Raw genomic sequence first — 24,031 nt, forward strand, 5'->3', positions numbered from 1 at the left:
ACGCTTTTTTCTCTTGCGGCGGCGCGGACCATGATGTTTTATGAGTCTGAGGAGAGAATCATGCGTCGCTGGTCCGTATTTGTACTGTTGTTTTTTGTTCTGCTTGCGGGAGTTGTGCGGACGGGCGAAGCCGCATCCGTGCCTGACCGGGAGAACAGTCTTGTCATCGGCGTTCCTCCGCATTCTGCGCCGCTGTCGTTTCTCAACGAAAAGAGGGACGGCCTTCTCGGGCTGGCCGTGGATCTCAGCGTGAAGATGGCCGAGGAGCTCGGCAAGAAGATAGTATTCGTGCAGAGCAACGCCCGCAAGCTGGAGCAGAAGCTGCAGCGGGGCGAAATAGACGCCATGGTGGGCCTTCTGCCCGTGAATCTGAAGAACGATTTTTCCGACGTTCTGGTCACGCCGCTGGCGCTGAACCGCGCCATTCTGGTGGCGGGGCAGGAACATCAGTTTTCCATGGAGAGCGATCTTGCGGGGCACAGGGTCATTCTTCAGCGCGGTGACGCCTACATTCCCAGAATGCTGGACATGGGCTGCACCGTAGTGCAGGCGGACTCCATCACCAACGCGCTGAACCGTCTGATGGCCGGTCAGGCCGACGCCTACGTGGCAAGTTCGGTGGAGATGGCCTTTTACATTGTGCAGAGCAAGGAATATCGGAACATCCGGGTCATGGGCGGCTCGCTGGAGCGCATTCCCATGGTGATGATGGTGGGCAGACGCTCCGGCCTGCTGGAGCGCCTGACGAGCGCCCTGGTGCGTCTTGAGGAGAACGGCGAAGTGGAGCGGCTGCGGTCGAAGTGGCTGGGGCGTTCGCTGTACGTGCCCAGTTTGTGGGAGCTGTACCGGTATCACATTCTGTGCTCGGTGGCGCTGCTTGCCTGCATACTCATTGCGTCCGTCACCTGGATTTACGCGCTCAAGCGTCAGGTGCGCAAGGTTTCGCGCAGGCTCATACGCTCGGAGCGCAAATATCGCGATCTCATTGAGGAATCGCCCGACATTATTCTTCTGCTCGATGAAAACGGGCGCATCACGCTTTCCAACCGGGCGGCGAGAAGCGCGCTTCACATTGCCGGGAGCGGCTACAGCGCCATGCTCATGGAGGCGCTTTGCACCGAGGTGAACGGCTGTCTTGAGCGCTTTGTGCAGCTCATTCCGCGGCAGGGCGCGCTGCGCAGGGAAATCACGCTGGCGGCGGGCACGGATGAAGAGCTGGTGCTGGAAGTCAATCTGTTCATGGCGGACATGGAAAGTTCGCCCTACGCCGTATGCCTGATAGGCCGCGACATGACGGAGCGGCGCAGGCTGGATGCGCAGGTCATGGAAATGGAGCGGCTTGCCGTGCTCGGCAAGCTGGCCGCCGGGGTGGCGCATGAGATCAACAACCCCATAGGGATAGTGATGGCGCATGCGGAAATTGCGCTGGAGGACTGCCCGGAAGACAGTCCGCTGCGGCCCATGCTGAAGGCCATCTACCGCAACGGCGAGCGCGCGGTGAACACCACGCGGCGGCTGTTGAACATGGCGTTGCCGAGCTCCGTGGAGTACGAAACGCAGAATCTTGCGCAGATCGTGCGGGAAGCGCTGTTTTTTCTGAAGCCCCGTCTTCGCGCCGTGAAGGTGGACGCCGTCATGTTGCCCGCAGAGCTGTGCATCCGGGGCAACCGCATTCTGCTGGAACAGCTGGTGCTGAATCTGCTCATCAACGCGCTGGACAGCATGGAGGGCCGTGCGGAACAGGATCGGGCGCTGGTCATTGAAGGGCGGTGCCGGGAAGGGCGTGCGGTGCTGGACATTTCCGACACGGGAAGCGGCATCAGCGAAGAGAACCGGAAGAAGATTTTCGATCCGTTTTTCTCCACCAAGGGCAACAAGGGCTTCGGCCTCGGGCTGTACATTTCCCGGCACATTGTGGAGCTGCATGAAGGCGACATCGACGTGAGTTCGGAACTGGACGCCGGTTCCACCATGTCGCTCTCGTTTGCCGTTGTCCAGAAGAGCGGATGCTGACGCGGGGCGCTGCGTGGCGAGCGGGAAGGCGACCGCCGGTCAATGCGCGGGCCGCTTGTTTTCGCGACGCGGCAACTTCTGTGCGGGGGAGCTGAACCGGGCCTGCGGGGCGGAACCGTCGCCCGCTGCCGCCTTGCTGCCGGATGACGCCGAGCCTCGTTGTTTTTGCCGCCTTCGCTGCGCGCCTGCGGAGAAGGGCAGCATCCACGTCGAGAAAGAGAACCTTTGCCGCTTGCCCTTGGGGTAGTCTTGCCGACGGCAAGCGAGAGCGCCGCAGAGAGAACGGCGCGCCCTGCGACGGAGCGCCTGCGAGCTTGCGGCGGAGACGGATTCAAGAGCATCAAAAAAGAGGCCGGAAAGACTGGCTTTCCGGCCCTGTTTGATGAACGGCGTCTGTCGGCGGATCGGCGGGAGCTTCGGAGCCGCGTCCCTCTTTTCCGCCGTGGTCTGCGCCGATCCGGCGGGACGTCGGACTCACGCTGTGCGCGTGTTTTGCGCCGCGTGCCGAGGCCTCTTTGCCGGAGCTGCGAGCGCGTCGACTACTTGATGTACTGGTTTTCCCACTTGGTCATGGTGCCGTCGGCCTTGATGCCGGCCATCCAGTCGTTCACGGCCTTGAGCAGATCGGGATGATCCTTGGTCATGAGCACGCCGAAGTGGTTTTCGGTGAAGGGCTTGTCCACCAGAGGAGCGGCAACCTTGGGGTTGTCCTTGACGTAGCGGACGGCTTCCATGGTTTCGGTGATCATGACGTCGGCCTTGCCTTCACCCACGAGGCCGGGGATTTCGGCGTTCTGCTCGTGCATGATGAGCTGAGCCTTGGGCGTGGATTCCTTGGCGAACTTTTCGTTGGTGCCGCCGGGGTTGTACATGACGCGCACGGAAGGCTTGTTCACGTCGGCGAGGGACTTGAACTGACCGGCCTTGGTCTTGGTGACCAGAATGGTCTTGCCGAAGGTGAGGTACGGCTCGGACATGGCCATTTCCTTCTTGCGGGCGTCGGTGACGGTGATGCCGCACATGGCCACGTCGAACTTGCCGGCGAGGGTGTCGGCCGTCAGGGTCTTCCAGGTCGTGGGCACGTATTCGAGCTTCACGCCGAGCTTCTTGGCCAGGGAGGCGGCCATTTCGGCGTCGAAGCCTTCATACTTGCCGGTCTCCTTGTTGAGATAGCTCATGGGCTTGTAGTCGCCGGTGGTGCCGACGAGCAGCTTGCCGCTGGACTTGATTTCCGCAAGGCTGCGGGCATCGGCGTTCTGAGCGACGAGGCCGGTGGCGGCGGCGATGAGCAGGGAGGTCATAAGAATTTTCTTGAACATGGGATCATCCTCCTGAAAGATGAATGGTAGCCTGCTTAGAGTAGAGGCATTGAAGGGCTCTGTCCAGTGCTCCGGAAAAGATCGACGGCCGGTCAGAAACGTTTTTTTCTTTATGATTTCGCATATCAGGAACGATATCGACGCCGAAGTAAAGAAAAAAAACATATTAAAATCGTCAAAAGATGAGGCGGGAGCGCTCCGTATGTGCGGAAAAGGAAGGCGTTGTCGCGCGCCCGGAGGCGGGAACGATGTTGCGCCTGCTGCGTGGGTGGGCGCATGAGGCCGTGCGCCGACACTTGCACGGAAGAGATCGCCCACATGCAGAAAGAGCGCCGATTCCTGCGAATCGACGCTCTTTCATGAGATGTTCTGCTGCCGGAACGGCGGGGTTCTACAGCCAGCGGAACCAGTCCTTCCAGGAGCCCTGCTGATGCTCGCGCATGCTCTGGGCCTCTTCCTTGCGGTATTTCAGGAAGGCGGCTTCGCCCTTGGTTTTTGCGTATTCCGCTTCTTCCTTCACGTCGGGGAAGTTGCGCACCACGTACTGATAGCGCGTCCAGGCGGCCTGATAGTTTTCCATGCCCCAGAACACGTTGGCGATGAACAGTTCGCGCTGGGCCAGCGTCTTGCGGCAGGCGGCAATCTGTTCCACGGCGTTCTTGCCGTATTCGGTGTCGGGGTATTCCTGATGGAGCCTGGTGAAGTATTCCAGAGCCTCGTTCACGGGCGTGGCCGAATGATCGATGGACGTGTAGGAATTCTTCAGCGACATGCCGGTCTGATACAGCACATAGGGGATGGCTTCATGGCGGGGATGCAGCGTTTCAAAGTCCTTGTAGGCTTCCGCGGCGAGCGGATATTCGCCGTCAAGGTAGTGCGCGTCGGCCAGCGCCAGTTCAGCTTCTATGACGTAGGGGCTGAAGGGAAAGTCATCCTTGATGCGGGTGTAGTAGACGATGGCCTGCGAATAGTTCTTTTCACGCATGGCGTCGTTGCCGGCCTCGAATATTTCCTGCACGGTGTCGTCCGCCGGGGGCAGGAAGTATTCGTCCACAAGGGAACAGCCGCTCAGGAAGATGGTGCAGGCAAGCATTCCCATAAGAAGCAGTTTACGCATTCCATTGCTCCAGATAAGACGAAGCGGCCGTTGCCGCCGTCGCTCCGTCGCCCACGGCGCTGCTGACCTGTCGGCAGCGCTTGGCGCGAATGTCGCCCGCGGCGAAAATGCCGGGAATGTTCGTGCACATTTCGGCATCCGTCAGCACGAAGCCTGCGGCGTCGCGGTTGACGCCCTCGGGCAGATAGCCGCTGACGGGCTCCATGCCCACGTAGATGAACACGCCCTCCACGGGGAGCACGCGGGTTTCCCCGCTGTCCAGACGGCGGACGGCCACCGAGTCCACGCCTGCGGTTCCGCCGCGGATTTCATCCACGACGCTGCCGGTGACGAGCTCGATGTTTTCGGCTTCGCGAACCTTGTTCTGATAGATCATCGCCCCGCGGAAGGCGTCGCGGCGGTGAATGAGATAGACCTTGTTGACGATGCGGGAAAGGTACAGCGCTTCCTCAAGGGCGGAATTGCCGCCGCCCACCACGGCCACGTCGCGGCCGCGATAGAAGTTGCCGTCGCACACGGCGCAGTAGGAGACGCCCTTTCCGCTGAACGCATCTTCGCCCGGAGCGCCGAGCTTGCGGTGATGCGCGCCCGTGCAGGCCACCACGCTTTTGGCTTCCAGCGTCTTGTCCTCGGCCAGATGGAGAAGGAAGGTGCGGCCTTCGGTCTGCTCCATGGAGAGCACCTGACCGCGCACGCGTTCCACCGGATAGGAGGCGAGATGCGCGTCAAAGAGGTCGGCCAGTTCCCAGCCCTTGATGCTCTTGGGAAAGCCGGGATAATTTTCGATTTCGGCGGTGCTGAGTATCTGTCCGCCCGGGGCGGCGTTCTCGACGCGAGCCACGCTCACGCCGGAGCGGACAAGATACAGGGCCGCGGTGATGCCCGCAGGCCCTGCGCCGATGACTACGGCGTCGTACAGCATCAGAGAGCCTTTTCGATCATGCCCACGAGGTGGGACTTGGCCACGGCGCCGGTCACCTGATCGACGACTTCGCCGTCCTTGAAGACGATGAGGGTGGGAATGGCGCGGATGCCGAACAGGCTGGGCACGCGGGTGTTTTCATCCACGTTGACCTTGCAGACGAGCACCTTGCCGTCGTATTCGGCGGCGAGCTCTTCCACGATGGGGCCGATGCCGCGGCAGGGGCCGCACCAGGGAGCCCAGAAGTCAACGAGAACCGGAATGGAGGATTTGATGACGACGCTTTCAAAAGTGGCATCAGTAACGGCGGTGGACATTGATGAACTCCTTCATAAATGGCTTGTGGCGAGCGCCGGAACACATCCGGCGCGTCTCCGTCTTATCACGAAAAAAAATGATGCGGAATGATTGTAGGTACGGGGTATGTCTCTGTCAAGGCAGAGCGTGCCCGAAGGGCTTCCAGTCCTGCGGAATGACCTGTCCGCGGGGGATGGCGGAAAGGGAAAGATCGTGGACGCGTCCGGCCTTTGCCATGTGCCAGCCCGCCCGGGCTATCATGACGGCGTTGTCGCCGCACAGCGACAGGCGGGGAATGAACAGCGGAATGTGCTTCTTTTCCGCAAGTTCGGCGAATTTTTTGCGCACCACGCTGTTGGCGGCCACGCCGCCGGCCACCACGATGCTCTTAGGCGTGAACATGTGCATGGCGCGCTCGGCCTTGATGGTCAGGGTTTCCGCGATGGCCAGCAGGTAGGAAGCCGCGGCGTCGCACAGTTCCTGACTTGCGAGATCGAGCCTTTCGCGGGCCGGGGTGTCTCCGGCGGGAAAATGGGCGTGCGGATGCTGGGAGAGCCAGAGCGCGCCTGCGGTCTTGAGTCCGCTGAAGCTGAAGTCGAGATTGTCGTTGTGGGTGTAGGGCCGGGGGAAGAGATGCGGATCGGCCGTGCCCTTCTTGCCGAGGGCGTCGAGCAGCGCGCCGCCGGGATAGGGCAGGCCCGCGGCCTTGGCGAACTTGTCGCAGGCTTCGCCCGCCGCGTCGTCGATGGTTTTGCCGAGCACGATCATGTCCACGGGGCCGTCCATGCGGTAGAGGTGGGTGTGGCCGCCGGAAATGAGCACGCCGAGCGCGGGCCAGACGATGCTGTTTTCAAGGTCTGCGGCGAGCAGATGCCCCTGAAGATGATCGACGCCGATGAGCGGAATGTCGCGGGCGAGCGCCAGCGACTTGGCAAAGGCCACGCCCACGAGCAGGCTGCCCATAAGGCCCGGCCCGCGCGTGACGGCGATGCGGTCGATGGCCTTCCAGGGATCGTCGCCGAGATCGGCCTGCCGGAAGAGGCTGTCGAGCAGGGGGCCGATGAGTCTGGCGTGCTCGCGGGAGGCGAGCTCGGGCACGACGCCGCCGAAAAGAGCGTGGATGTCGGCCTGACTCGAAATGACGGCCGCGCGGACGCCGCTATCGTCCACGAGGGCGAGGGCGGTTTCATCACAAGAACTTTCTATTCCCAGAACGAGCATGTTTGACCTGTGCGGGGTTCGGCGGGTTTTGCGCCGGAAGGGTTGAGCGGAGCGCCGCGCATGGCGGCGGACGCGGGGGGCGCGCTTTGGCAGGGGAAGGCTGCGGAGCGCGGACAAAGGAGCCTCAGGGACGAACAGGCCGCGCGCCGGAATGACCGGCGCGCGGCTGCATGATGATGTTGGATCGGCGCGGCAGGCGAAGTCGAGGTACGCGCTGTCGGCCCCGGCAAAGCGGAGGCCTCTGCTGCGGACGGCCGCGCGGCCGGATCAGACCTTGCCGTTTTCCTTGTACACTTCCAGAACCTGATCCACGTCGTCGGCGGAGCCGATGATGAGCGGCGTGCGTTCATGGATGGCGGTAGGCACCTTTTCCAGAATGCGCATTTTGCCGTCCGTGGCCTTGCCGCCGGCCTGTTCGGCCAGGAAGGCCATGGGCGCGGCTTCGTACATCAGGCGCAGCTTGCCGCTCGGATGCTTGGAGTCTTCGGTGTAGAAGAAGATGCCGCCCTTGAGCAGGGTGCGGTGGAAGTCGGCCACGAGCGAGCCCACGTAGCGGGTGGAGCGGGGCGGCATGCCGTCGGGCCGGGAGAAGGAATGCACGGCCTTTTGCGTGGCTTCGTCCCAGTAGTTGTAGTAGCCGTGGTTGGCGGAATAGTACTTGCCCACGCGCGGAATCTGAATGTTGGGATGCGTGAGCAGAAATTCGCCGATGGAGGAGTCGAGGGTAAAGCCGTTGACGCCGTGCCCGGTGGAGTACACGAGCATGGTGGAGGAGCCGTAGAGGAAGTAGCCTGCGGCCACCTGCTCGATGCCGGGACGCATGAGGGATTCGCTGGTGAGCTCCCAGTAGTTCTGCGTGTCGGAGCGGCGATAGATGGAGAAAATGGTGCCGATGCTCACGCCCACGTCGATGTTCGACGAGCCGTCCAGCGGATCGAAGAAGATGACGTAGTGCCCGTGGGGTTCGTTTTCGGGCACGAAGAAGGGTTCGGCCATTTCTTCGGAACCGACGGCGCAGACCGCGCCCGAACTCTGCATTCTGTAAACGAGCGTATTGTTGGCGAAGGTGTCAAGCTTCTGCACCTGTTCGCCCTGCACATTGACGGCACCGGTCGCGCCCAGAATATCCACCAGACCAGCTTGGTTGACGTTTCTGGAAATAATCTTGGCCGAAAGAATAAGGTCGTGCATCAGCGAGGTGAATTGTCCCGTCGCGTGAGGAGACCATCTGCGTTGCGATGCTATAAGGTGTTCAATTGCAGTGACTTCAGACATATCCAGGCTCCTTGGTGTCGGCTCCGGGGGATCGCGTGGGACGTAGGTTCTGCGAAGGCAGCGGAGCTTCTGTTACTTGACACTACCTATACCATAAACATGGATGAATGTGCAATATGGATCAATATGTGAATTGAAAGCCGCTCATACCGGACATCAGTTGACGGGCGCGGCGAAAACAATAGGCTTTCCACCTATATAGCGGGAGATCCACATCATGGAACCGTTCTCGTTGCTCAAAATACCGTCGGAATGTTCCTTGAGATATTCGGTCCAGTTGATGGAAGCGAGAGGCGTGGCGGCATAATCCATGTCGCCGCTCCAGATGAGCACATCGCCGGAACGAACGATGAAGTCGCCCGGAGAGGACGCGAAGGGCAGCAGCGCGCGGAAGTCGAAGGTGGCCACGAGCAGCACCTGAAGCCGGTCTTCCTGCAGGAAGGGGCGGGCGATGAGAATTTCCGGCCCGAGGGGAGTGTCCTGAATGGAGGCGCGCAGGTCGCGGGGCAGGGCCTTGGGCGCAAGTTCCAGCAGGGGCGCATAGTCAAGCTGCTTGAGAGGCGTGCCGGGAATGGATGCGCCGAGCGTGCCGTCTGGAGCCACCATGCTGAGGCCCGAAAGCCACGGGAAACGCCGCAGGAAGCTGGCCGCGGCTTCGGCGTCGGGCGGGGTGGCCATGGCGTCGAGGGCCTTTTCCAGCCTGGTCAGCTCTTCGTCGATGGGCATGACGCTCTGCACGAGGTCGCGCTGGGATTTTTCCAGCACGGTGCGTTCTTCCGTGTTCAGGGTGGAGGGGCGGTTGATGTGCGTATGATAGAAGGTTTTCGTTTCTTTGTAGGCGCTCTTCACCTGCATGCAGCCGGAAAGGGCGGGCAGGCAGAGGCAGAGCAGACAGACAACGAGAGCAAAATGGCGACTGCGCATGGTATCTCCTGTCGCGCGTCAGGCGCGGGACTTGTTTTCCAGCCTGGCGGCCAGCGTTTCCAGCATGTTCAGAAGGCCGGAATCGGCAGGCTGTTCCGGGGCGGGAGGCTCCGCGCCCTGCATGAGGCTGTCCAGTTTTGCGTTCAGTTCAGCCCTCTCCTCGGGAGAGGAGCTTACTTCGAGAAGTTCTCTGTAAATGCTGGCGGCTTCGCCCGTGGCCCCCTGTTCTTCCAGAATGCGGGCCATGGAACGCGTACACAGCGAGCTTTTGCCTTCCATGACGGCCTGAGGGCGGGGAGTCGGAATCCGGTCGGCCTGCGCCGCTGCGGGCTTGTCCGGGAAAAGGAGCTCCGTCACGCCGGGCGCGGAAATCGCCGGGGCGGGAGAGGGCTCGTCGTCCTCGTCGCCGTAGATGTCGTCATCGTCGGGCACGGCGTCCAGGCTGAACCAGGGGGAGCGCTCGTCCATGACGAAGCAGCGGCCGGAGGACGGCGCGTCGGCGGGCGCAGGCGTTTCGGCGCTTTCAGGGGCTTCCTCAGACGCAGAGGCTTCGGCGCTCGTCGGGGCGCTGTCGGAAGCGGCGTGTTCGGCGTCCGGAGTCTCGCGGAGCGCGGCTTTTGCCGCATCGGCGGAGCTCAGTGACGCCGGAGCCTGCGTCGGCGTTCCTTCGAGAGCCGGTTCCTCGGCCGGAACGGCGTTTGCGGCGGTACTCTGTGCCTCGCAGGCGCGGGTGAGGAGTGTTTCGGCAACGGAGGCGGGGCCGGTCGCGGCGGACGAGACTGCGCAGACCGTGGCGGAATCCGCCGGAGCACAGGCGCAGGCAAATGCCGCGGAAGCGGAGGCTTGTGCGGAAGATTCGTGGAAGTTCCGGGCGGAAGCGCCTGAGGAGGCTTCGTCCTCGGCGGGCCGGTTCTTTGTTTCGGAGGGCGTTGAGGCTCCTGCGCCGAGCGCCTTCATGCCTGCTTCAAACACGTCGGCCAGTGTGGGGCCGTTCTTTTTGAAGGTGGCCCCGAAAAAGCGGAGCATGGCGGCCTGATCGGGTCGCACGCCGGGCAGACGGCTCCAGATGTCCCAGAGGGCGGAGCACTGCGAGAGCGATTCGATGACGCCCGCCGCTTCCAGTCCTGCGGCGGCGTCCTGCCCTGCGGCGTGGAGCTCTTCGATGAGCAAAAGACGCGCGTCGAGAAATTCGGGATGACGGGAGAGACCCGCCCGCAGCACTTCAATGGCCTCCATGCGGCGTCCGCTTTCGGCCAGAAGGCGGGCATAGGGGAGAAAGATGCGGGAGGCGGGGTCGAGGGAGAGAACTTCCTGATACCAGAGAGCCTTTTCCGGGCTCTCGTGTTCCGCAAGAGGTGAATTCATGGACGATGAGCCTTCAGTCATGCCTGTCGTCAGCTCCTGCGCCAAGCCACTCCGAGTCTTCCCTGTTCTTGTCGAAGAGGTAGAGAATCTCGTTTTTTCTCACATAGTTGAGGCGCTGCCGAATCACTTTTTCCACATAGGCCGGGTCGGTTTTCAGCAGACGGATCTCACGGCTCAGGGCGGCGCGCTTTTCATCGAGCGCGGAGAGCTCCTGCGAGAGTTCCTGCTGTTTTTCCTTGAGCACGCGCCAGGTGTAGAGGCTGTGGGAACCCCACACGATGCGGCTTGCCAGCGCAAAGTTGAGCAGCACGGCGAGCACGAGCAGGGAGAGCTTCCACCAGAAGGCCTTGTTTGTTGTGCGATGATTCATGGACACGGCGACACGCCAGGCAGGCTAGTTGTTTTCCGCCAGATGATCGCGCCACTGACGATAGAACAGATAGAAGTAGTTGCAGCCCGAGAAGATGGTGAGCACCAGCGCAATGTACAGCACCACGGTGCCGATGAGATGCACGGGCAGACCCATGACCGGGAAGTGAATGAGCAGCGGCACCATGGCGATGATCTGGAACACGGTCTTCCATTTGCCGTACCAGTCGGCCGCGATGACCACGCCCTTGTCTGCGGCCACGGCGCGCAGACCGGTGACGGCGAGTTCACGGATGATAATGATGATGACTATCCACGCTGGAACCCAGCCGAGTCCCACCATTTCGATGAGTATGGAACAGATGAGCAGCTTGTCGGCCAGCGGATCGAGGAACTTGCCGAAGTTGGTCACCTGCTTTTCACGGCGGGCGATGTAGCCGTCGAGAAAGTCGGTGACGGCGGCGGCCACGAAGAGAAACATGGCTATCCAGCAGGTATAGACGTTGGGAAAATGGATGAGCACAAGAATGGGCAGCACGGCCCCTATGCGCATCATGGTGATGCGGTTGGCCCAGCCCATGTTGCTGAATATCTGCATGACGTCTGACACAAACATATCTCTTCTCCCCCGCAAGGCATATCAATGTGTAGGGCTTATCATAAAGAGGGGCGGCGCGGCAAGGCGGAAGGCGGCCGCATGCCGGGAAAAAATTCCCGTTCCTTCAAGAATATAAATGAAGTTGCCGTCGGAAAGAAAAATGTTTTTCGCCGCTTCTTGACTTGTGGGCCGAGTATGCGAAAAAATACGTTCTGCCGTGCCAGCGCATGGCCCGGCCATACCATGGGCCTTTCGCCCCGAAAGGAAGCAGCCTTGTTTAGCAGAAGACAAATGTCCTATCGATCTTCGTCCCGACGCTCTTCGTCCGGGCTTTCCATCATCGCCATGCTGTTGATCCTGGCGCTTGCCGGAGTGGGGGCGTATTTCCTCATGCGCGATCTGAGCGGGCCTTCCGTGACCATGAATCCCGAGCTCTCCGGCCGCATAGGCCTTGTGCAGAACGTGGAACTCAATCTGGCCGACAAGTCCGGCGTGCAGTCCGTGACCGTGACGGTGAAGCGCGGCGAGCAGAGCATGACCGTGCTGCAGCAGACCTTCGGCACCCTGGAAAAAACGCAGAAGGCGTCGTTCAATCTCAAGGAAACCCGCCTGCCCGAAGGCGCGTTCGAGCTGGAAATCCGGGCCGTGGACGGCTCCTATGCCGGATTCGGCCGCGGCAACACCACCACGGTGAATCTGCCCCTCGTGCTCGATTCCCAGCCGCCGCGCATCGCCGTGCGCACCGGCCCGCCCGCCATGTACCGCGGCGGCAGCGGCCTCATCGTCTATACCGTTTCCGAAGAAGTTTCGCAGAGCGGCGTGCGTGTGGGCAAGCTCTTCTTCCCCGGCTACAAGCAGGACAACGGCGCCTATGCCTGTCTGTTCCCTTTCCCCATCGCCCTGAAGACCGGCGACTTCCTGCCGGAAATCATGGCGCGGGATCTTGCGGGCAACGAAACCTCCAGCCGTCTGCTCGTGCATGCGCTCAACCGCAATTATCGTTCGGACACCCTGAACATTCCCGAAGCGTTCCTCAACTTCAAGGCCAGCGAGCTCGCCCAGCTCTGCCCCGAAGAGAGCACGCCGCTTGCCCAGTATCTGTGTTCCAACAACAAGGTGCGCGAGGGCAACGACGAAACCCTCATCAGGGTGGCCGCCGATCCGGCCAACGTGTCGCCGCGCTTTTTGTGGAGCGGCGCGTTCCGTCGTCTTCCCCGTTCGGCCGTGAAGGCCAACTTCGGCGACTTCCGCACCTACGTGGACGGCAACCGGCAGAAAATCGACGAACAGACACACATGGGCCTCGACCTCGCTTCCGTGGCGCACGCCGAAGTGCCCGCCGCGCAGAGCGGCCGCGTGGTGTGGGTGGACTATCTCGGCATTCACGGCAACATGATCCTCATCGAGCACGGCCTCGGCCTCATGACGCAGTATTCCCACCTCAGCGAATACGGCGTGAAGGTTGGCGACACCGTCAAGACCGGACAGATCATCGGCCGCACGGGAACAAGCGGTCTTGCCGGCGGCGATCATCTGCATTTCGGCGTGCTCGTGGGCGGCGTGCCCGTGCAGCCCCTGGAATGGCTGGACTCCACATGGGTGAAAAACAACATCACCTCGCGTCTGAACATCAATCTTAACCTGTAGGAATACGTCGCGATTCGTTGCGGCGATTATGATTACGGGCCTGCCCGGAGCGGTCGCTCTGGCGGGCCTCCCTTTTTTCCGCTTCCAAGGAGACCGTCATGCCCCACAAAGGGCCCCATATTTCCATATCGGCTGAGTATGTGGTCAACCGCATCCTGCGCATCAATCTCGATGAATTTGAGCGCTGGCCTCAGAGTGTGCGGCAGCTGGCCATCGACATTGCTGAAGAACTGTTTCTCGTGGCGTACAATCCCTTCATTTCCGCCTCGGACGTGAAGAAGAGCGTCAACGAACATTATCAGGCCGAGTCTCCTTCTCTCGCCCACCAGTACGCCACGGCCATCAGTGAAGGCATCACCATGTTCTGGAGCGCGCACGAGGCCGAGCTGGAATTCTGCCGCGAACTTGAAGGGCGGCTCTCGTCCATCATGCCCGACGACTGCATTCTGCGCCGTCGCGGCGCGCTGGTGGCCTCCGCCACCGACGCCACCGACCTGCGCATGGAACTGCCTCTGCTCGTGGTGGAACCCGACACCCCCGAGCAGATCAGCGCCCTCGTGCGTCTCGCCAACGAAATGAAGTTCGCCATCATTCCCCGCGGCGGCGCGTCCGGTCTCACGGGCGGCGCGGTGCCCGCGCGCAAGCGCACCGTCATGGTGAGCACCACGCGCCTTACGGCCAAGTCGGTCAACAAGGCCGCACGCACCATGACCTGTCAGGCCGGCGTCATCACGCAGGACGCCATCGACTTCGCCGCGTCCAAGGGATTGCTCTTCACCGTGGATCCGGCATCCAAAACGGCGTCCACCATCGGCGGCAACGTGTCGGAAAACTCCGGCGGCCCCTTCTGCTTCGAGTACGGCACCACCATCGACAATCTGCTCTCCTGGAGCATGGTCACGCCCACGGGCGAAATCATCCGCATCGAGCGCGTCAATCATCCCGGTCACAAGATCATGCCCGACGAGGACGTGGTCTTCGAGGTCAAGGATCTTTCCGGCGGCATGCGCAACGTGGTGCGCCTCAGGGGCAACGAAGTGCGTCACGCGGGCCTCGGCAAGGACGTGACCAACAAGCTGCTCGACGGCCTGCCCGGCATGCAGAAGGAAGGCATAGACGGCATCATCACCGAGGCGACTTTCGTGCTGCATCCCAAGCCCTCGCTCTCCCGAGTGATGGTGCTGGAATTCTACGGAAAATCCATGGTTCCCGCGGCCGAGCTCGTGCGCAAGATCGTGAATCTGCGCGACAAGATCCGCGAACAGGGCGGCGACGTGCATGTGTCCGCGCTGGAGGAATTCAATTCCAAGTACGTGCAGGCCATCAACTATCAGCCCAAGTCCGACCGGCACAAGGGCAGCCCCATCTCCGTCATCATCGTGCAGGTGGACGGCAACGACGCCTATGTGCTCGACGACACCGTGCAGGCCATCTACGCCCTTGCCGGAGACGATCCCCACGTGTTCGCCGCCATCGCCAGGGACGACAAACAGGCCGCCGAATTCTGGGAGGACAGGCATCGTCTTTCGGCCATCGCCAAGCGCACGTCCGGTTTCAAGATGAACGAGGACGTGGTGCTGCCCATGGCGCAGATTCCGGAATTCGCCCACTATCTGGAAACGCTCAACGTCGTGGCCGCCGCAGACGCCTACCGCTTTGCCCTTCAGGAACTTTCGCGTCTTCAGGGCTTCCCGCTGGAGGATCCGGCCTTCAACGAGGAGTTCGCCTTCGCCTCCCACGTGGCCGCGAGCGACGAATCCAATCTCGACCCAGAGCTCGTGGACGAAGAAGTGGCCAGGCGCGCCGAAACGTGGCTGCTCGCGCAGAAGGAGCGCTTCCCGCGGCTCGCCTCCCGCATCGACGGCATCGTGGAATACATGAAGAGCAGCCGCATCGTGGTGGCAAGCCACATGCACGCCGGCGACGGCAACTGCCATGTGAACATTCCCGTGAACTCCAACGATCCGCGCATGATGGAGCACGCCGAAGACGTGGCCATGCAGGTCATGGCCAGAACCCAGGAGCTCGGCGGCGCGGTTTCGGGCGAGCACGGCATAGGCATCACCAAGATATCCTTCCTTGATCCCAAGCAGATGGAGAACCTGCGCGAGTTCAAGATGCGCGTGGATCCGCGCGATCTGTTCAATCCCGGCAAGCTCGTGACCCGCAATCTTCCGGTGCGTCCGTTCACGTTCTCGTTCAACCGGCTCATTGCGGACATCCGCGAATCCGGCCTGCCGGACAAGGAATGTCTCATCCGTCTGCTCTCCCAGGTGCAGACCTGCACCCGCTGCGGCAAGTGCAAGCAGGTGTGCCCCATGGTGTACCCCGAGCGCTCCTTCCAGTACAATCCGCGCAACAAGAACATCATTCTCGGCGCGCTCACCGAGGCCATCTACTATTCGCAGGTCACCACGGGGCATCCTTCGCCGGAACTGCTCGCCGAACTGCGCCATCTCGTGGAGCACTGCACGGGCTGCGGCCGCTGCACCTCGGTGTGCCCGGTGAAGATCGAATCGTCGGAAGTGGCGCTGAGCTCCCTGGCCTACGTGAAGCGCGAGGGACAGGGCGGGCATCCCATCAAGTCGCAGGTGCTCAACGTGCTCTCTTCCGATCCTTCGGCCCGCGTGCCCGCCTTTGCCAAAATGGCGGCCCTCGGTCAGAACGTGATGAATCAGTTCCTGCCGCTGGTGCCCCGCGTGTGGCGCAAACGCATGAGCAGTCCGCTCTTTTCCGGCAGAGGGCCCGCGCTCGGCATGGTGAGCATGTACGAGAGCCTGCACCTTGAAAAGAACGCGGCCGCGCATCTCTTCCTGCCCGTGAGCGGCGACATTTCCGCCCAGGGCGTGCTTGAAGGCCGCGTGCCCGCGGTGCTGTACTTCCCCGGCTGCGGCGGAAGCCTGTTCTACCGCCGCATCGCGCTGGCCTCCATTGCGCTCATGATGTACGCGGGTGTGCCCGTGGTCATTCCCGGAAGGCACCTTTGCTGCGGCTATCCGCTGCTGGCCGCCGGTTCCGCCGAGCAGTACGAAATCAATCTTCAGCGCAACCGGCAGGTCATTGCCTCCACGCTTCAGGCGGCCGCCGAAGCCGGCTTCGACGTGAACATGCTGGTCACGGCCTGCGGTTCGTGCCGCGAGTCCCTCATGCGTCACGGCATCACCGGCGTGGACGGCAACGTGCTGCCGCACAACGACATCGTGCAGCTTCTGGTGGATCGTCTGCCCCACGACGTGGCCGTGAGCAGCGAGCGCATCATCTATCATTCCTCCTGCCATCCGGCGTGGTCCGGCGTGAAGGCCACCAAGGACGGCGGCAAGGTGGCAAGAGCCCTGGAACGCATTACCGGCGCGTCCATTCTGCTGAACCCCGGCTGCTGCGGCGAATCCGGCGCGGGCGCCTACACCTGCCCGGACATCTACAACACCCTGCGCGCGCGCAAACGCGAGCGCCTGGAAAGCGCTCTTGCCGGGTACACGCCCGACGCGCCCATTCTGGTGGGCTGCCCGTCGTGCAAGATAGGCATTGCGCGCACGCTCATGACCATGGACGTGAAGCATCCCGCCCGCGGCAAGGATAAAAGCGTTGAAGACACGCCCGTGATCGACACGCATCGTCCGGTGCTGCACAATGCCGAATGGCTGGCGGAAACCCTGCTCGGCAAGAACTGGCTTTCCACCTTCAAGGCGCAGGCCTCCCGCACGGAAGGACATCCCGGCGTGCGCGTGGTGTGCATGGAGCCGAGAAAGCGCTAGGCTCAGGACTCATTAATTGCCAAAAGGGTAAAAAGTTCTTATTGTCGGCATAGGGAGGATGCCATGAAGGAACTTTTTTATCTTTCTCATGAACAGATTGCTCGTATCAAACGCTACTTTCCTCGTTCCCATGGCATTCCGAGAGTCGATGACAGGCGTGTCGTCAGCGGCATTATCTATGTCATCAAGCACGGCCTGCAATGGAACGATGCTCCGCGCGAGTATGGACCATACAAAACTCTCTACAATCGTTTTATCCGCTGGAGCCGATTGGGGGTCTTTAACAGGATTTTTGCGGAGCTTGTTGAGCAAAACGGCTCCACAACACGCTTGATGATTGATGCCACACATCTCAAGGCACACAGGACAGCAGCAAGTTTGCTGAAAAAAGGGGCCTTTCCCGATGTATCGGACGCACAAAAGGCGGCCTGAATTCAAAACTCCACGCTGTCTGCAATGCCTTCGGTCAACCGTTGGCCTTCCATCTGTCCGGCGGTCAGGTGAGCGACTACAAAGGCGCTGCTGTCCTGCTTGATACTCTGCCGCAGGCCGGGGAGCTTCTGGCGGATAGAGGCTATGATGCCGACTGGTTTCGTCATGCCTTGTCCCGTAAAGGAATCACGCCGTGTATTCCCGGCAGACACAGCCGGAAAACTCCGGTGGCCTATGACAAGGAGGTTTATAAGCAGCGGCACAAGATAGAAATCATGTTCGGCCGACTCAAGGATTGGCGCAGAATAGCCATGCGTTATGACCGTTGTGCCCACACGTTCTTTTCGGCTATTTGTCTCGCTGCCATTGTCATCTTTTATATTTAATGAGTCCTGAACCTAGAATGCTGCGGCGAAAGAAGTGAACAAAGGCGGAGCCGGTACGGTCGGCTCCGCCTTTGCTTTTGAGAAAGACCGCCCGCGCAGAACGGAGGAGGCTTCCGGGTTTGCCGACGCAGGCGGTCTTTTGTCCGTCGGGAGAGTCATGGCGGACGGCGGGGTGGGAAACCTGCCGGGGGAAGGCTGGTTTCGGAATATCCGGTCGGCTCGGATAAGGGTGTGCCGCGCATCTGCGGAAACGCTGCGCGCGGATGCCGACGTTGCGGCGCGGAAGAAACGTTGCGTTCTCTGGTCAGACCGGGGCGGAATCGTGTCGGCCCGGCGTTCGGCCCGAGCGCCCGGGCGCTGTTCTTCGCTGTTCCGCCTTCATGCGGGCAGGACTAGAAGGAATACGTGAGTCCGCCGCCGAAAATGTGCTGCGTGCTCCTGTCCACCATGGGGCTGTCCTTTATTTCCTTGCCGAGGAAGGTGATTTTCCAGCTGGCAAACAGACTCCAGTGATCGGAAAGGGCGTAGTCGGCGCTGACGCCGAGAAAGGGCGTCGCCGACGCGTCGGGAGAGTAGCGGGAAAGACCACTGCGCACCGATTCTCCCCGGCTGATGCCGTAATAGTAGTCGTTGAAGTTGGCGCTGGAAAAGAGAACGCCTCCGGTGGGAATGACGGTGAGCGGGCCTGCGTTCAGCGGATAGGCATAGTCGATGCTGGCCAGAAATCCGTCGCTTGTGCCGGTAATGTCGCCGGAGGCCTTCGCTCGCAGGGAGCCGAAGCTCGTGTTCAGTTCGTAGCCCAGCGTGCCGAGAACGATGATGTTGCGGTTGTCGAGCCGCTTCATGGCCGGATCGTCGCTTTTGGAGGCGCGGAAATACTGCGGAAGAAGCGTTGCGCCCAGGGAAATTTTCTGCACGCCGTCGTTCCAGAGCCACACGCCGGCTTCCGTGTTCTTCAGGAAAAATCTGTCGCCTTCATAGTGAACGACGGGCATGGGCAGAACGCGGGCGTCGGAGCCCCGGTATTCCGACTGCACGGAAAAAACGCCGGCGCTCAGCGACAAGCGCTGTGCCAGCGCCGGTTTGCCGAGCAGCAGCACGGCGGCCGCCACGAGAAGCAGGGTGCGAAATCGCATGATGGGAGATCCTCCTGAGTAGTGCTGCAGAGGGAGTTATAGCTGTTTCGTCATTAAGTCAACACTTGTTTACTTGCTTTTGCCAATGCCGCAGGATACAACGAAAATGCAATCAGCACAGGACATGTGAAGGCGGAGCCGATGGAAGACGGAAGCAGCAGGTTTTCAGACAGCGGACAGCGCGCAAAACCGGGGCGGAACGCCGCGCAGACGAAGGAAAGGATACGGAAAAACGCCGAAAGGCTTTTTACCATGTATCCGTACGAAATGGTGACGCTGCGCGAAATAGCCGCACAGTCGTCCGTCAATGTTGCGCTCATAGGCCGATACTACGGATCCAAGAAGGAGCTGTTCTGCGCCGTGCTCGACAGTCTTTCCTCAGATCGGCTGCCGCTTCGGCCGAAGGACAAGCTGGGCGATCTGGCGGACAGAACGGTTCGCGCGCTTGAAACCGGGCATGAGGACGACAGTCAGCTGACGCTGCTGAACATTCTCATGCTTTCTTCGCAGTCCAGAGAGGCCATGCCCGTGATTCAGGATCGGGTGAAGGGCTTTTTCACCGACATGGCCGCAACGGATGGGGAATCGAGCGTGCCTGCGGGGTTCGTGCTCACGTCGTGCACGCTGGGCGTGCTCATGCTCCGGAGGCTTCTGCCCGAGGACTATCCGCTTCGCGTATCCGCCGCAGACATGCGGAAGGCGTTGCAGATGCTGCAGAACGCTCTGACCGGGGAAACGCGCTGATGGTTCCGGTCGGCGTTCTGCGCCGCGTATGAGGTATTTCAGGCATGAAAGAATACGACGTCACTTTTGCCGCGGCGGTGGAGGCTCTGGAGGGCGCGCGCTCGTGCCGGGTGCTGCGCCTTGCCGACGAAGCCTCGTCCGTGCTGCTTCTGAGTCTGGAGGGCGAATGTCCTCCGCTGCTGCTCGGCTGTCCGGCGCGGCTGCTTTCCGATTTTTCCTCCGGCGTCACGAGGGCGGAGCGCGAAGAGCTCGGCCTGTCGCCGGAAGGCGGCGAGGCGGACGTGGAGGTGTTCTGCCGCATGGGCATTCCCGGGAACGATCCGCTTGCCGCGGGGCTGGACTGCTCGCGTCTGGTGCTCGTATCTCCGTCCACGGGCCGGGCGCTGGAGGCATCCCGCGCGCAGGGCGGAATCATCCCCCTGCGGCGCGCGGCGGCATCTTCGGCCAGGAGCCGTTCTGACGACTGACCGCTCGGACGCGGAGAGCGTCGAGGCGTCTTGGGGGAGATTTTCCGGGAAGGGACGTGCTCAGTACAGCGGCACGTTGAAGTGCAGAAGCTCCGGCTTTTCCATGATCCAGAAGACCAGCGCGCACATGACAAGCAGCGCGTACTCGCCGAAGCTCCCCGTGCTGCACAGGCGGAGGGAAAAGCGCTTTTTCAGGAAGGGCAGCAGCGGCACGCCGTGCGTGGTGCACATGTCGAGCAGCACGTGAGTGAGCGCGCCGAAGCCGAATCCTCCCACGAGCGCGTCGGGCAGGGGGCCGAGCTGACCGGTGAGCGACCATGCCCAGATGGCCAGCCACCAGCCGAACCAGTGCGAAGATCGGCGGTGTACCTGATTGAATTTCTTCTGCCGGAAAAAGGCGCGTCTGGCCGCGTGCTGATCCAGCATGTCCGGCGCGACGGAGCCGAACCATGCGGCAGCCATGCCCGCTATGGGAAATCCCGCGGCAAAGGAGGCCATGAGGGCCATGGCCTGATGAGTGGTCCATTTCATGCGTCGTTTCTTCTCCGGTTCAGGTCTTCGGCGGCGCGTCGTCGTCTTGCCTCGGCGGCCACCGCGCAGGGCACGACGGTTTTGCCGATGGGAAAGAGGGCGAGCTCCGCAAGTTTGATGTGCTGCCAGGCAAAGGGCAGTCCCACAATGGTGACGGCGAGCGCGGCGGCGTTGGCCACATGGGCGAGCGCTATCCAGAATCCGGCAAAAATGAACCACAGGGCGTTGCCCAGCATGCCGGGCAGGCCCGTGCCCAGATCGCTTTTGCCGTACACGAGCTCGCGGGAGACGGATTCGTAGCCGAAAGGCATGAAGACGAAGCCCGCCATGACGAAGCAGGCGCGTCCCCACGGCAGGCCCACGATGCTCAGGCAGGCCAGCACGCCGAACAGCAGCCACACCAGAGCCGCAAACCAGCCGCCGCAGACTATCCAGAGAATGTTGCCTATGACGCTCATGTTTTCCTCAATGATTCCGGGGCGCAAAGCGGCGTGATGCCGCCCGTGTCGCCGCCGGAGCGGAAGAAGCATTTTAGCCGACGCAGAGAAGTTCCGCAAGGAAAATTTCCCGCGGAACAGGCTGCCTCAAAACGCGTCGTATCGGAAGCCGGGGCCGTTGCAGCCGGAACGGGCCGCCGGTCATGAGCATTACGCCGAGGAACGTTTGCGGCGTCCGAACGCCTTCCGAGCCCGGGCAGCGCCGAAGGGCGGCTCTGCCGCGTGCGTCCGGGACGGGCCGCCGGGGCGGGTGCAATGTCGAAGAGCTGAGCCGTCGGGGCAGGAGCGAGTCGAAGGGGAGGGGCCGCCATGCCCGCGCCTTTCCGCCGCCGGCCCCCCCGGACGCACGCGGGCCGCAGCGCGCAGGCTCCGCGCTTTTTGCGGGCGTTTTCGCCGGTTGCAGAGCGGGCCTCTATGGCGTATGCTGCCTCACGTTCTTTTCAACCTTCCTTTCCGGAGAGATTTCCTATGCAGCGTACCAGCATACGTGAAGCTCTGGCCTCCACCGGGCCGCGCAACGGCGTGACTGTGTGCGGATGGGTGAGAACCCGCCGCGATTCCAAGGGCTTTGCCTTTCTTGAACTCAACGACGGCTCCTGCCTCAAGAACCTGCAGTGCATTGTCGACGAGGGCACGCAGGCCTGGAACAGCCTCGAAGGCGTGAACACCGGCGCGGCCGTCAGCGTGACCGGCGATCTCGTGGAGTCGCCCGGCAAGGGACAGAAATGGGAAGTTCACGCCGACTCCATGACGGTGTTCGGTCTGGCCGATCCGGCCGCCTATCCGCTTCAGAAGAAGCGTCATTCCGACGAATTTCTCCGCACCATCGCGCACCTGCGTCCGCGCACCAACAAGTACGGCGCGGCGTTCCGCATCCGCTCCGAGGCGGCGCTTGCCGTGCATGACTATTTCCGCGGCCTCGGCTTCTACTACGTGCATGCGCCCATCCTCACCGGTTCCGACTGCGAGGGCGCGGGCGAAATGTTCCGCGTGACCACGCTCCCCGTAGACGGCGGCCCGAAGCCGGAATCCGGCAACGTGTTTGAAAACGACTTCTTCGGCAAGCAGGCGAGCCTCACGGTGTCCGGTCAGCTTGAGGCGGAAGCGCTGGCCTGCGCGCTCGGCCGCGTGTACAACTTCGGCCCCACCTTCCGCGCCGAGCATTCCTACACGCCGCGCCACGCCGCCGAATTCTGGATGGTCGAACCCGAAGCCGCCTTCAACGACATCTGGGACAACATGGAACTGGCCGAAGGTCTCATCCGACACGTGGTGCGCCACACCCTGGATCACTGCGCCGACGACGTGGCCCTGTTCGACAAGTTCGTTGCTCCCGGCCTCATCGACGGCCTGCGCGACATGGCGGAAAAGAAGTACGCCCGCATTGCCTACCGCGACGCCGTGAAGCTCCTTCAGGAGAGCGGAAAGCAGTTTGAATATCCCGTGTCGTTCGGCACCGATCTGCAAACCGAACACGAACGCTTCCTCGCGGAAGAGTATTTCCGCTCCCCGGTGACGGTGTACGACTATCCCAAGGACATCAAGGCGTTCTACATGCGCATGAACGACGACAACGAAACCGTGGCCGCCATGGATCTGCTCGTGCCCCGCATAGGCGAGCTCATCGGCGGCAGCCAGCGCGAAGAGCGTCTCGACAGGCTTTCCGCGCGCATCACGGAACTCGGGCAGAAGCCCGAAGACTACTGGTGGTATCTTGATCTGCGCCGTTTCGGCAGCGTGCCCCATTCCGGCTTCGGCATGGGCTTTGAGCGCATGATCATGCTGCTGACCGGCATTTCCAACATTCGCGACGTGCTGCCGTTCCCCCGCACCACGGGGTCTCTGGAGTTCTGATGAGAGTCATGACCGAACGCCGCAGGGCGAAAATTGAAAAGGTGCTCGCGCAGCGCCAGAAGGGACTCACCCTTGTCATGGACAACGTGTGGGATCCGCACAACGTGTCGGCCATATACCGCAGCTGCGACGCCTTCGGCGTGCCGGAGGTTCACCTTTACTACACCCAGTGCGCGTTTCCGCAGCTGAGCCGCAAGACGTCGGCTTCGGCCTTCAAATGGGTGAACACCGTGCGCCACTCCAGCAAGGAGGAACTCATGGCGTGCCTGCGCGCGCAGAACATGCAGGTGCTCGTCACGAGCTGCTCTCCGGCCTCGCGTCCGCTTGCCGAGTACGATTTCACCCGTCCTACGGCCATCGTCATGGGCAACGAGCACGCGGGCGTTTCCCCGGAACTCGTGCCGCTCGCGGACGGCGAAGTGTACATTCCCATGTACGGCATGGTGCAGAGCTTCAACGTGTCCGTGGCATCGGCGCTCATGCTGGCGGAAGCCTCGCGTCAGCGCGCGGCGGCCGGCATGTACGAACACAGACTCTGGTCCGACGAAGAATATGAAACGCGTCTGAACGCCTGGCTGGAAAAGGCCTAGCGCGTGGGGCGCACGCCGTTTTCGGCGCGAGAAAAGGCCCGCTTCCGCAGGGGAAGACGGGCCTTTTCTCCGTCCGGACGCGCTTTTCCGTCTCTTTCCCTCCCGCAGGCCATTGCCAAGGGCGCGGGTGCGGGATAGAATATGTTCGTTTTGTGACGAATGCCTTTTTGCGGAGTGTTCATGCTGTTCGACGACATGCGGTCTCTTCTTGCCCGTGCCAGAAACATTGCCATCATAGGAGCCAAGGACAAGCCCGGTTCGCCCGTGGATCATGTGGGCCGCTATCTGCTCAATGCCGGATTCAACATTCAGCCCGTGCATCCCGTGCGGCGTCAGGCCTGGGGCATTCCTGCGGTGCGCAGCATCGCCGATCTTCCCGGCGTCGGCTTCGAGCCGGACATCATCTGTCTTTTCCGCGCTCCGCAGTACTGCGAGGCCCACGCCCGCGAAACCCTCGCGCTGCCCCGCCTGCCCATGATCTTCTGGATGCAGGAGGGCATACGCAGCCCCGAGGCGGGGCGTCTCATGGCCGAAGCCGGAGTGAAGGTCGTGGAGGACCGCTGCCTGGAAAC

The 24,031-nt window shown here is 61.9% G+C and carries 22 protein-coding genes and 1 pseudogene; 9 read left to right on the forward strand and 14 right to left on the reverse strand.

Going from position 1 to position 24,031, the window contains the following annotated elements:
* Positions 1-60 precede the first annotated feature (60 nt).
* Positions 61-2,013 carry an ATP-binding protein gene (locus tag ABGT79_RS09755; RefSeq protein ID WP_346666011.1) on the forward strand — a complete coding sequence of 651 codons (1,953 nt, stop codon included), beginning with the start codon at positions 61-63 and terminating at the stop codon, positions 2,011-2,013.
* A gap of 539 nt (positions 2,014-2,552) precedes the next feature.
* Here the strand turns inward: ABGT79_RS09755 and ABGT79_RS09760 are convergent.
* From ABGT79_RS09760 to pgsA, 10 genes are all read right to left on the reverse strand, one after another.
* Entirely contained in the window at positions 2,553-3,332 is a 780-nt protein-coding gene (locus ABGT79_RS09760) for a transporter substrate-binding domain-containing protein (RefSeq protein WP_346666012.1), read from the reverse strand.
* Between the two features lie 391 nt (positions 3,333-3,723).
* Entirely contained in the window at positions 3,724-4,449 is a 726-nt protein-coding gene (locus ABGT79_RS09765; protein WP_294486579.1) for an outer membrane protein assembly factor BamD, read from the reverse strand.
* Positions 4,442-5,374, reverse strand: a complete 933-nt coding sequence (gene trxB / locus ABGT79_RS09770) for a thioredoxin-disulfide reductase (RefSeq protein ID WP_346666664.1) — start codon at positions 5,372-5,374, stop codon at positions 4,442-4,444. Before trxB ends, ABGT79_RS09765 begins: the two co-directional genes overlap by 8 nt.
* Positions 5,371-5,688, reverse strand: coding sequence for a thioredoxin (trxA, locus tag ABGT79_RS09775; RefSeq protein WP_294486576.1), 318 nt, complete (start codon positions 5,686-5,688; stop codon positions 5,371-5,373). The genes trxB and trxA overlap by 4 nt, the downstream gene beginning before the upstream one ends.
* Before the next feature lie 115 nt (positions 5,689-5,803).
* Complete coding sequence (gene tsaD, locus ABGT79_RS09780) at positions 5,804-6,889, reverse strand: tRNA (adenosine(37)-N6)-threonylcarbamoyltransferase complex transferase subunit TsaD (protein ID WP_346666013.1); 1,086 nt, start codon at positions 6,887-6,889, stop codon at positions 5,804-5,806.
* A gap of 267 nt (positions 6,890-7,156) precedes the next feature.
* Positions 7,157-8,164, reverse strand: a complete 1,008-nt coding sequence (fbp, locus tag ABGT79_RS09785) for a class 1 fructose-bisphosphatase (RefSeq protein ID WP_346666014.1) — start codon at positions 8,162-8,164, stop codon at positions 7,157-7,159.
* A gap of 156 nt (positions 8,165-8,320) precedes the next feature.
* Positions 8,321-9,088 (reverse strand): hypothetical protein, encoded by a 768-nt coding sequence (locus tag ABGT79_RS09790; protein WP_346666015.1) that lies wholly within the window; start codon positions 9,086-9,088, stop codon positions 8,321-8,323.
* Between the two features lie 18 nt (positions 9,089-9,106).
* Complete coding sequence (locus ABGT79_RS09795) at positions 9,107-10,453, reverse strand: hypothetical protein (protein WP_346666016.1); 1,347 nt, start codon at positions 10,451-10,453, stop codon at positions 9,107-9,109.
* A 13-nt stretch (positions 10,454-10,466) separates the two neighbouring features.
* Entirely contained in the window at positions 10,467-10,823 is a 357-nt protein-coding gene (locus ABGT79_RS09800; RefSeq protein ID WP_294486657.1) for a septum formation initiator family protein, read from the reverse strand.
* Between the two features lie 24 nt (positions 10,824-10,847).
* The gene (gene pgsA, locus ABGT79_RS09805; protein ID WP_346666017.1) at positions 10,848-11,438 is read right to left on the reverse strand and encodes a CDP-diacylglycerol--glycerol-3-phosphate 3-phosphatidyltransferase; all 591 of its coding nucleotides are present in this window, start codon (positions 11,436-11,438) and stop codon (positions 10,848-10,850) included.
* A 273-nt stretch (positions 11,439-11,711) separates the two neighbouring features.
* On the opposite strand from pgsA, the gene ABGT79_RS09810 reads away from it, so the two are divergent.
* The 3 genes from ABGT79_RS09810 to ABGT79_RS09820 all read left to right on the forward strand — a co-directional run bounded on the left by ABGT79_RS09810 (position 11,712) and on the right by ABGT79_RS09820 (position 17,640).
* On the forward strand, positions 11,712-13,067 hold the full coding sequence (locus tag ABGT79_RS09810) for a M23 family metallopeptidase (protein WP_346666018.1): 1,356 nt from the start codon (positions 11,712-11,714) through the stop codon (positions 13,065-13,067).
* Between the two features lie 98 nt (positions 13,068-13,165).
* A complete protein-coding gene (locus tag ABGT79_RS09815) occupies positions 13,166-16,822 on the forward strand; it encodes an FAD-binding and (Fe-S)-binding domain-containing protein (RefSeq protein WP_346666019.1) in 3,657 nt (1,218 codons plus the stop codon).
* Positions 16,823-16,885: 63 nt separating this feature from the next.
* Positions 16,886-17,640, forward strand: a protein-coding gene (locus tag ABGT79_RS09820; protein ID WP_346666020.1) for an IS5 family transposase whose coding sequence is annotated in 2 segments (ribosomal slippage) — positions 16,886-17,219 and positions 17,219-17,640 — 756 coding nt in all. Because the reading frame shifts where the segments join, the coding sequence is not laid out codon by codon here.
* Between the two features lie 392 nt (positions 17,641-18,032).
* Here ABGT79_RS09820 and ABGT79_RS09825 read toward each other — a convergent pair.
* Together ABGT79_RS09825 and ABGT79_RS09830 are read right to left on the reverse strand one after the other, a co-directional pair.
* Positions 18,033-18,776, reverse strand: a complete 744-nt coding sequence (locus ABGT79_RS09825; RefSeq protein WP_346666021.1) for a MipA/OmpV family protein — start codon at positions 18,774-18,776, stop codon at positions 18,033-18,035.
* Positions 18,777-18,829: 53 nt separating this feature from the next.
* Entirely contained in the window at positions 18,830-19,030 is a 201-nt protein-coding gene (locus ABGT79_RS09830; RefSeq protein ID WP_346666022.1) for a hypothetical protein, read from the reverse strand.
* Between ABGT79_RS09830 and ABGT79_RS09835 the strand changes: the two genes are divergently transcribed.
* A complete protein-coding gene (locus ABGT79_RS09835; protein ID WP_346666023.1) occupies positions 19,029-19,520 on the forward strand; it encodes a helix-turn-helix domain-containing protein in 492 nt (163 codons plus the stop codon). The genes ABGT79_RS09830 and ABGT79_RS09835 overlap by 2 nt on opposite strands.
* Positions 19,521-19,564: 44 nt before the next feature.
* Entirely contained in the window at positions 19,565-19,987 is a 423-nt protein-coding gene (locus ABGT79_RS09840) for a hypothetical protein (protein ID WP_346666024.1), read from the forward strand.
* Positions 19,988-20,047: 60 nt separating this feature from the next.
* On the opposite strand, the gene ABGT79_RS09845 is transcribed toward ABGT79_RS09840, so the two are convergent.
* Together ABGT79_RS09845 and ABGT79_RS09850 are read right to left on the reverse strand one after the other, a co-directional pair.
* Positions 20,048-20,518: a metal-dependent hydrolase gene (locus tag ABGT79_RS09845; protein WP_346666025.1), complete on the reverse strand. Its 471-nt coding sequence runs from the start codon at positions 20,516-20,518 to the stop codon at positions 20,048-20,050.
* Complete coding sequence (locus ABGT79_RS09850; protein ID WP_294486541.1) at positions 20,515-20,976, reverse strand: YccF domain-containing protein; 462 nt, start codon at positions 20,974-20,976, stop codon at positions 20,515-20,517. The genes ABGT79_RS09845 and ABGT79_RS09850 overlap by 4 nt, the downstream gene beginning before the upstream one ends.
* A 507-nt stretch (positions 20,977-21,483) precedes the next feature.
* Between ABGT79_RS09850 and asnS the strand changes: the two genes are divergently transcribed.
* From asnS to ABGT79_RS09865, 3 genes and pseudogenes are all read left to right on the forward strand, one after another.
* On the forward strand, positions 21,484-22,869 hold the full coding sequence (asnS, locus tag ABGT79_RS09855; protein WP_346666026.1) for an asparagine--tRNA ligase: 1,386 nt from the start codon (positions 21,484-21,486) through the stop codon (positions 22,867-22,869).
* On the forward strand, positions 22,866-23,459 hold the full coding sequence (locus ABGT79_RS09860; RefSeq protein WP_346666665.1) for a TrmH family RNA methyltransferase: 594 nt from the start codon (positions 22,866-22,868) through the stop codon (positions 23,457-23,459). Before asnS ends, ABGT79_RS09860 begins: the two co-directional genes overlap by 4 nt.
* Positions 23,460-23,639: 180 nt before the next feature.
* A pseudogene (locus ABGT79_RS09865) lies at positions 23,640-24,026 on the forward strand (CoA-binding protein); the annotation flags it as partial.
* Positions 24,027-24,031: the final 5 nt, after the last annotated feature.

Origin of the sequence: uncultured Mailhella sp. (assembly GCF_963931295.1) — a bacterium.
GTDB lineage: Bacteria > Desulfobacterota > Desulfovibrionia > Desulfovibrionales > Desulfovibrionaceae > Mailhella.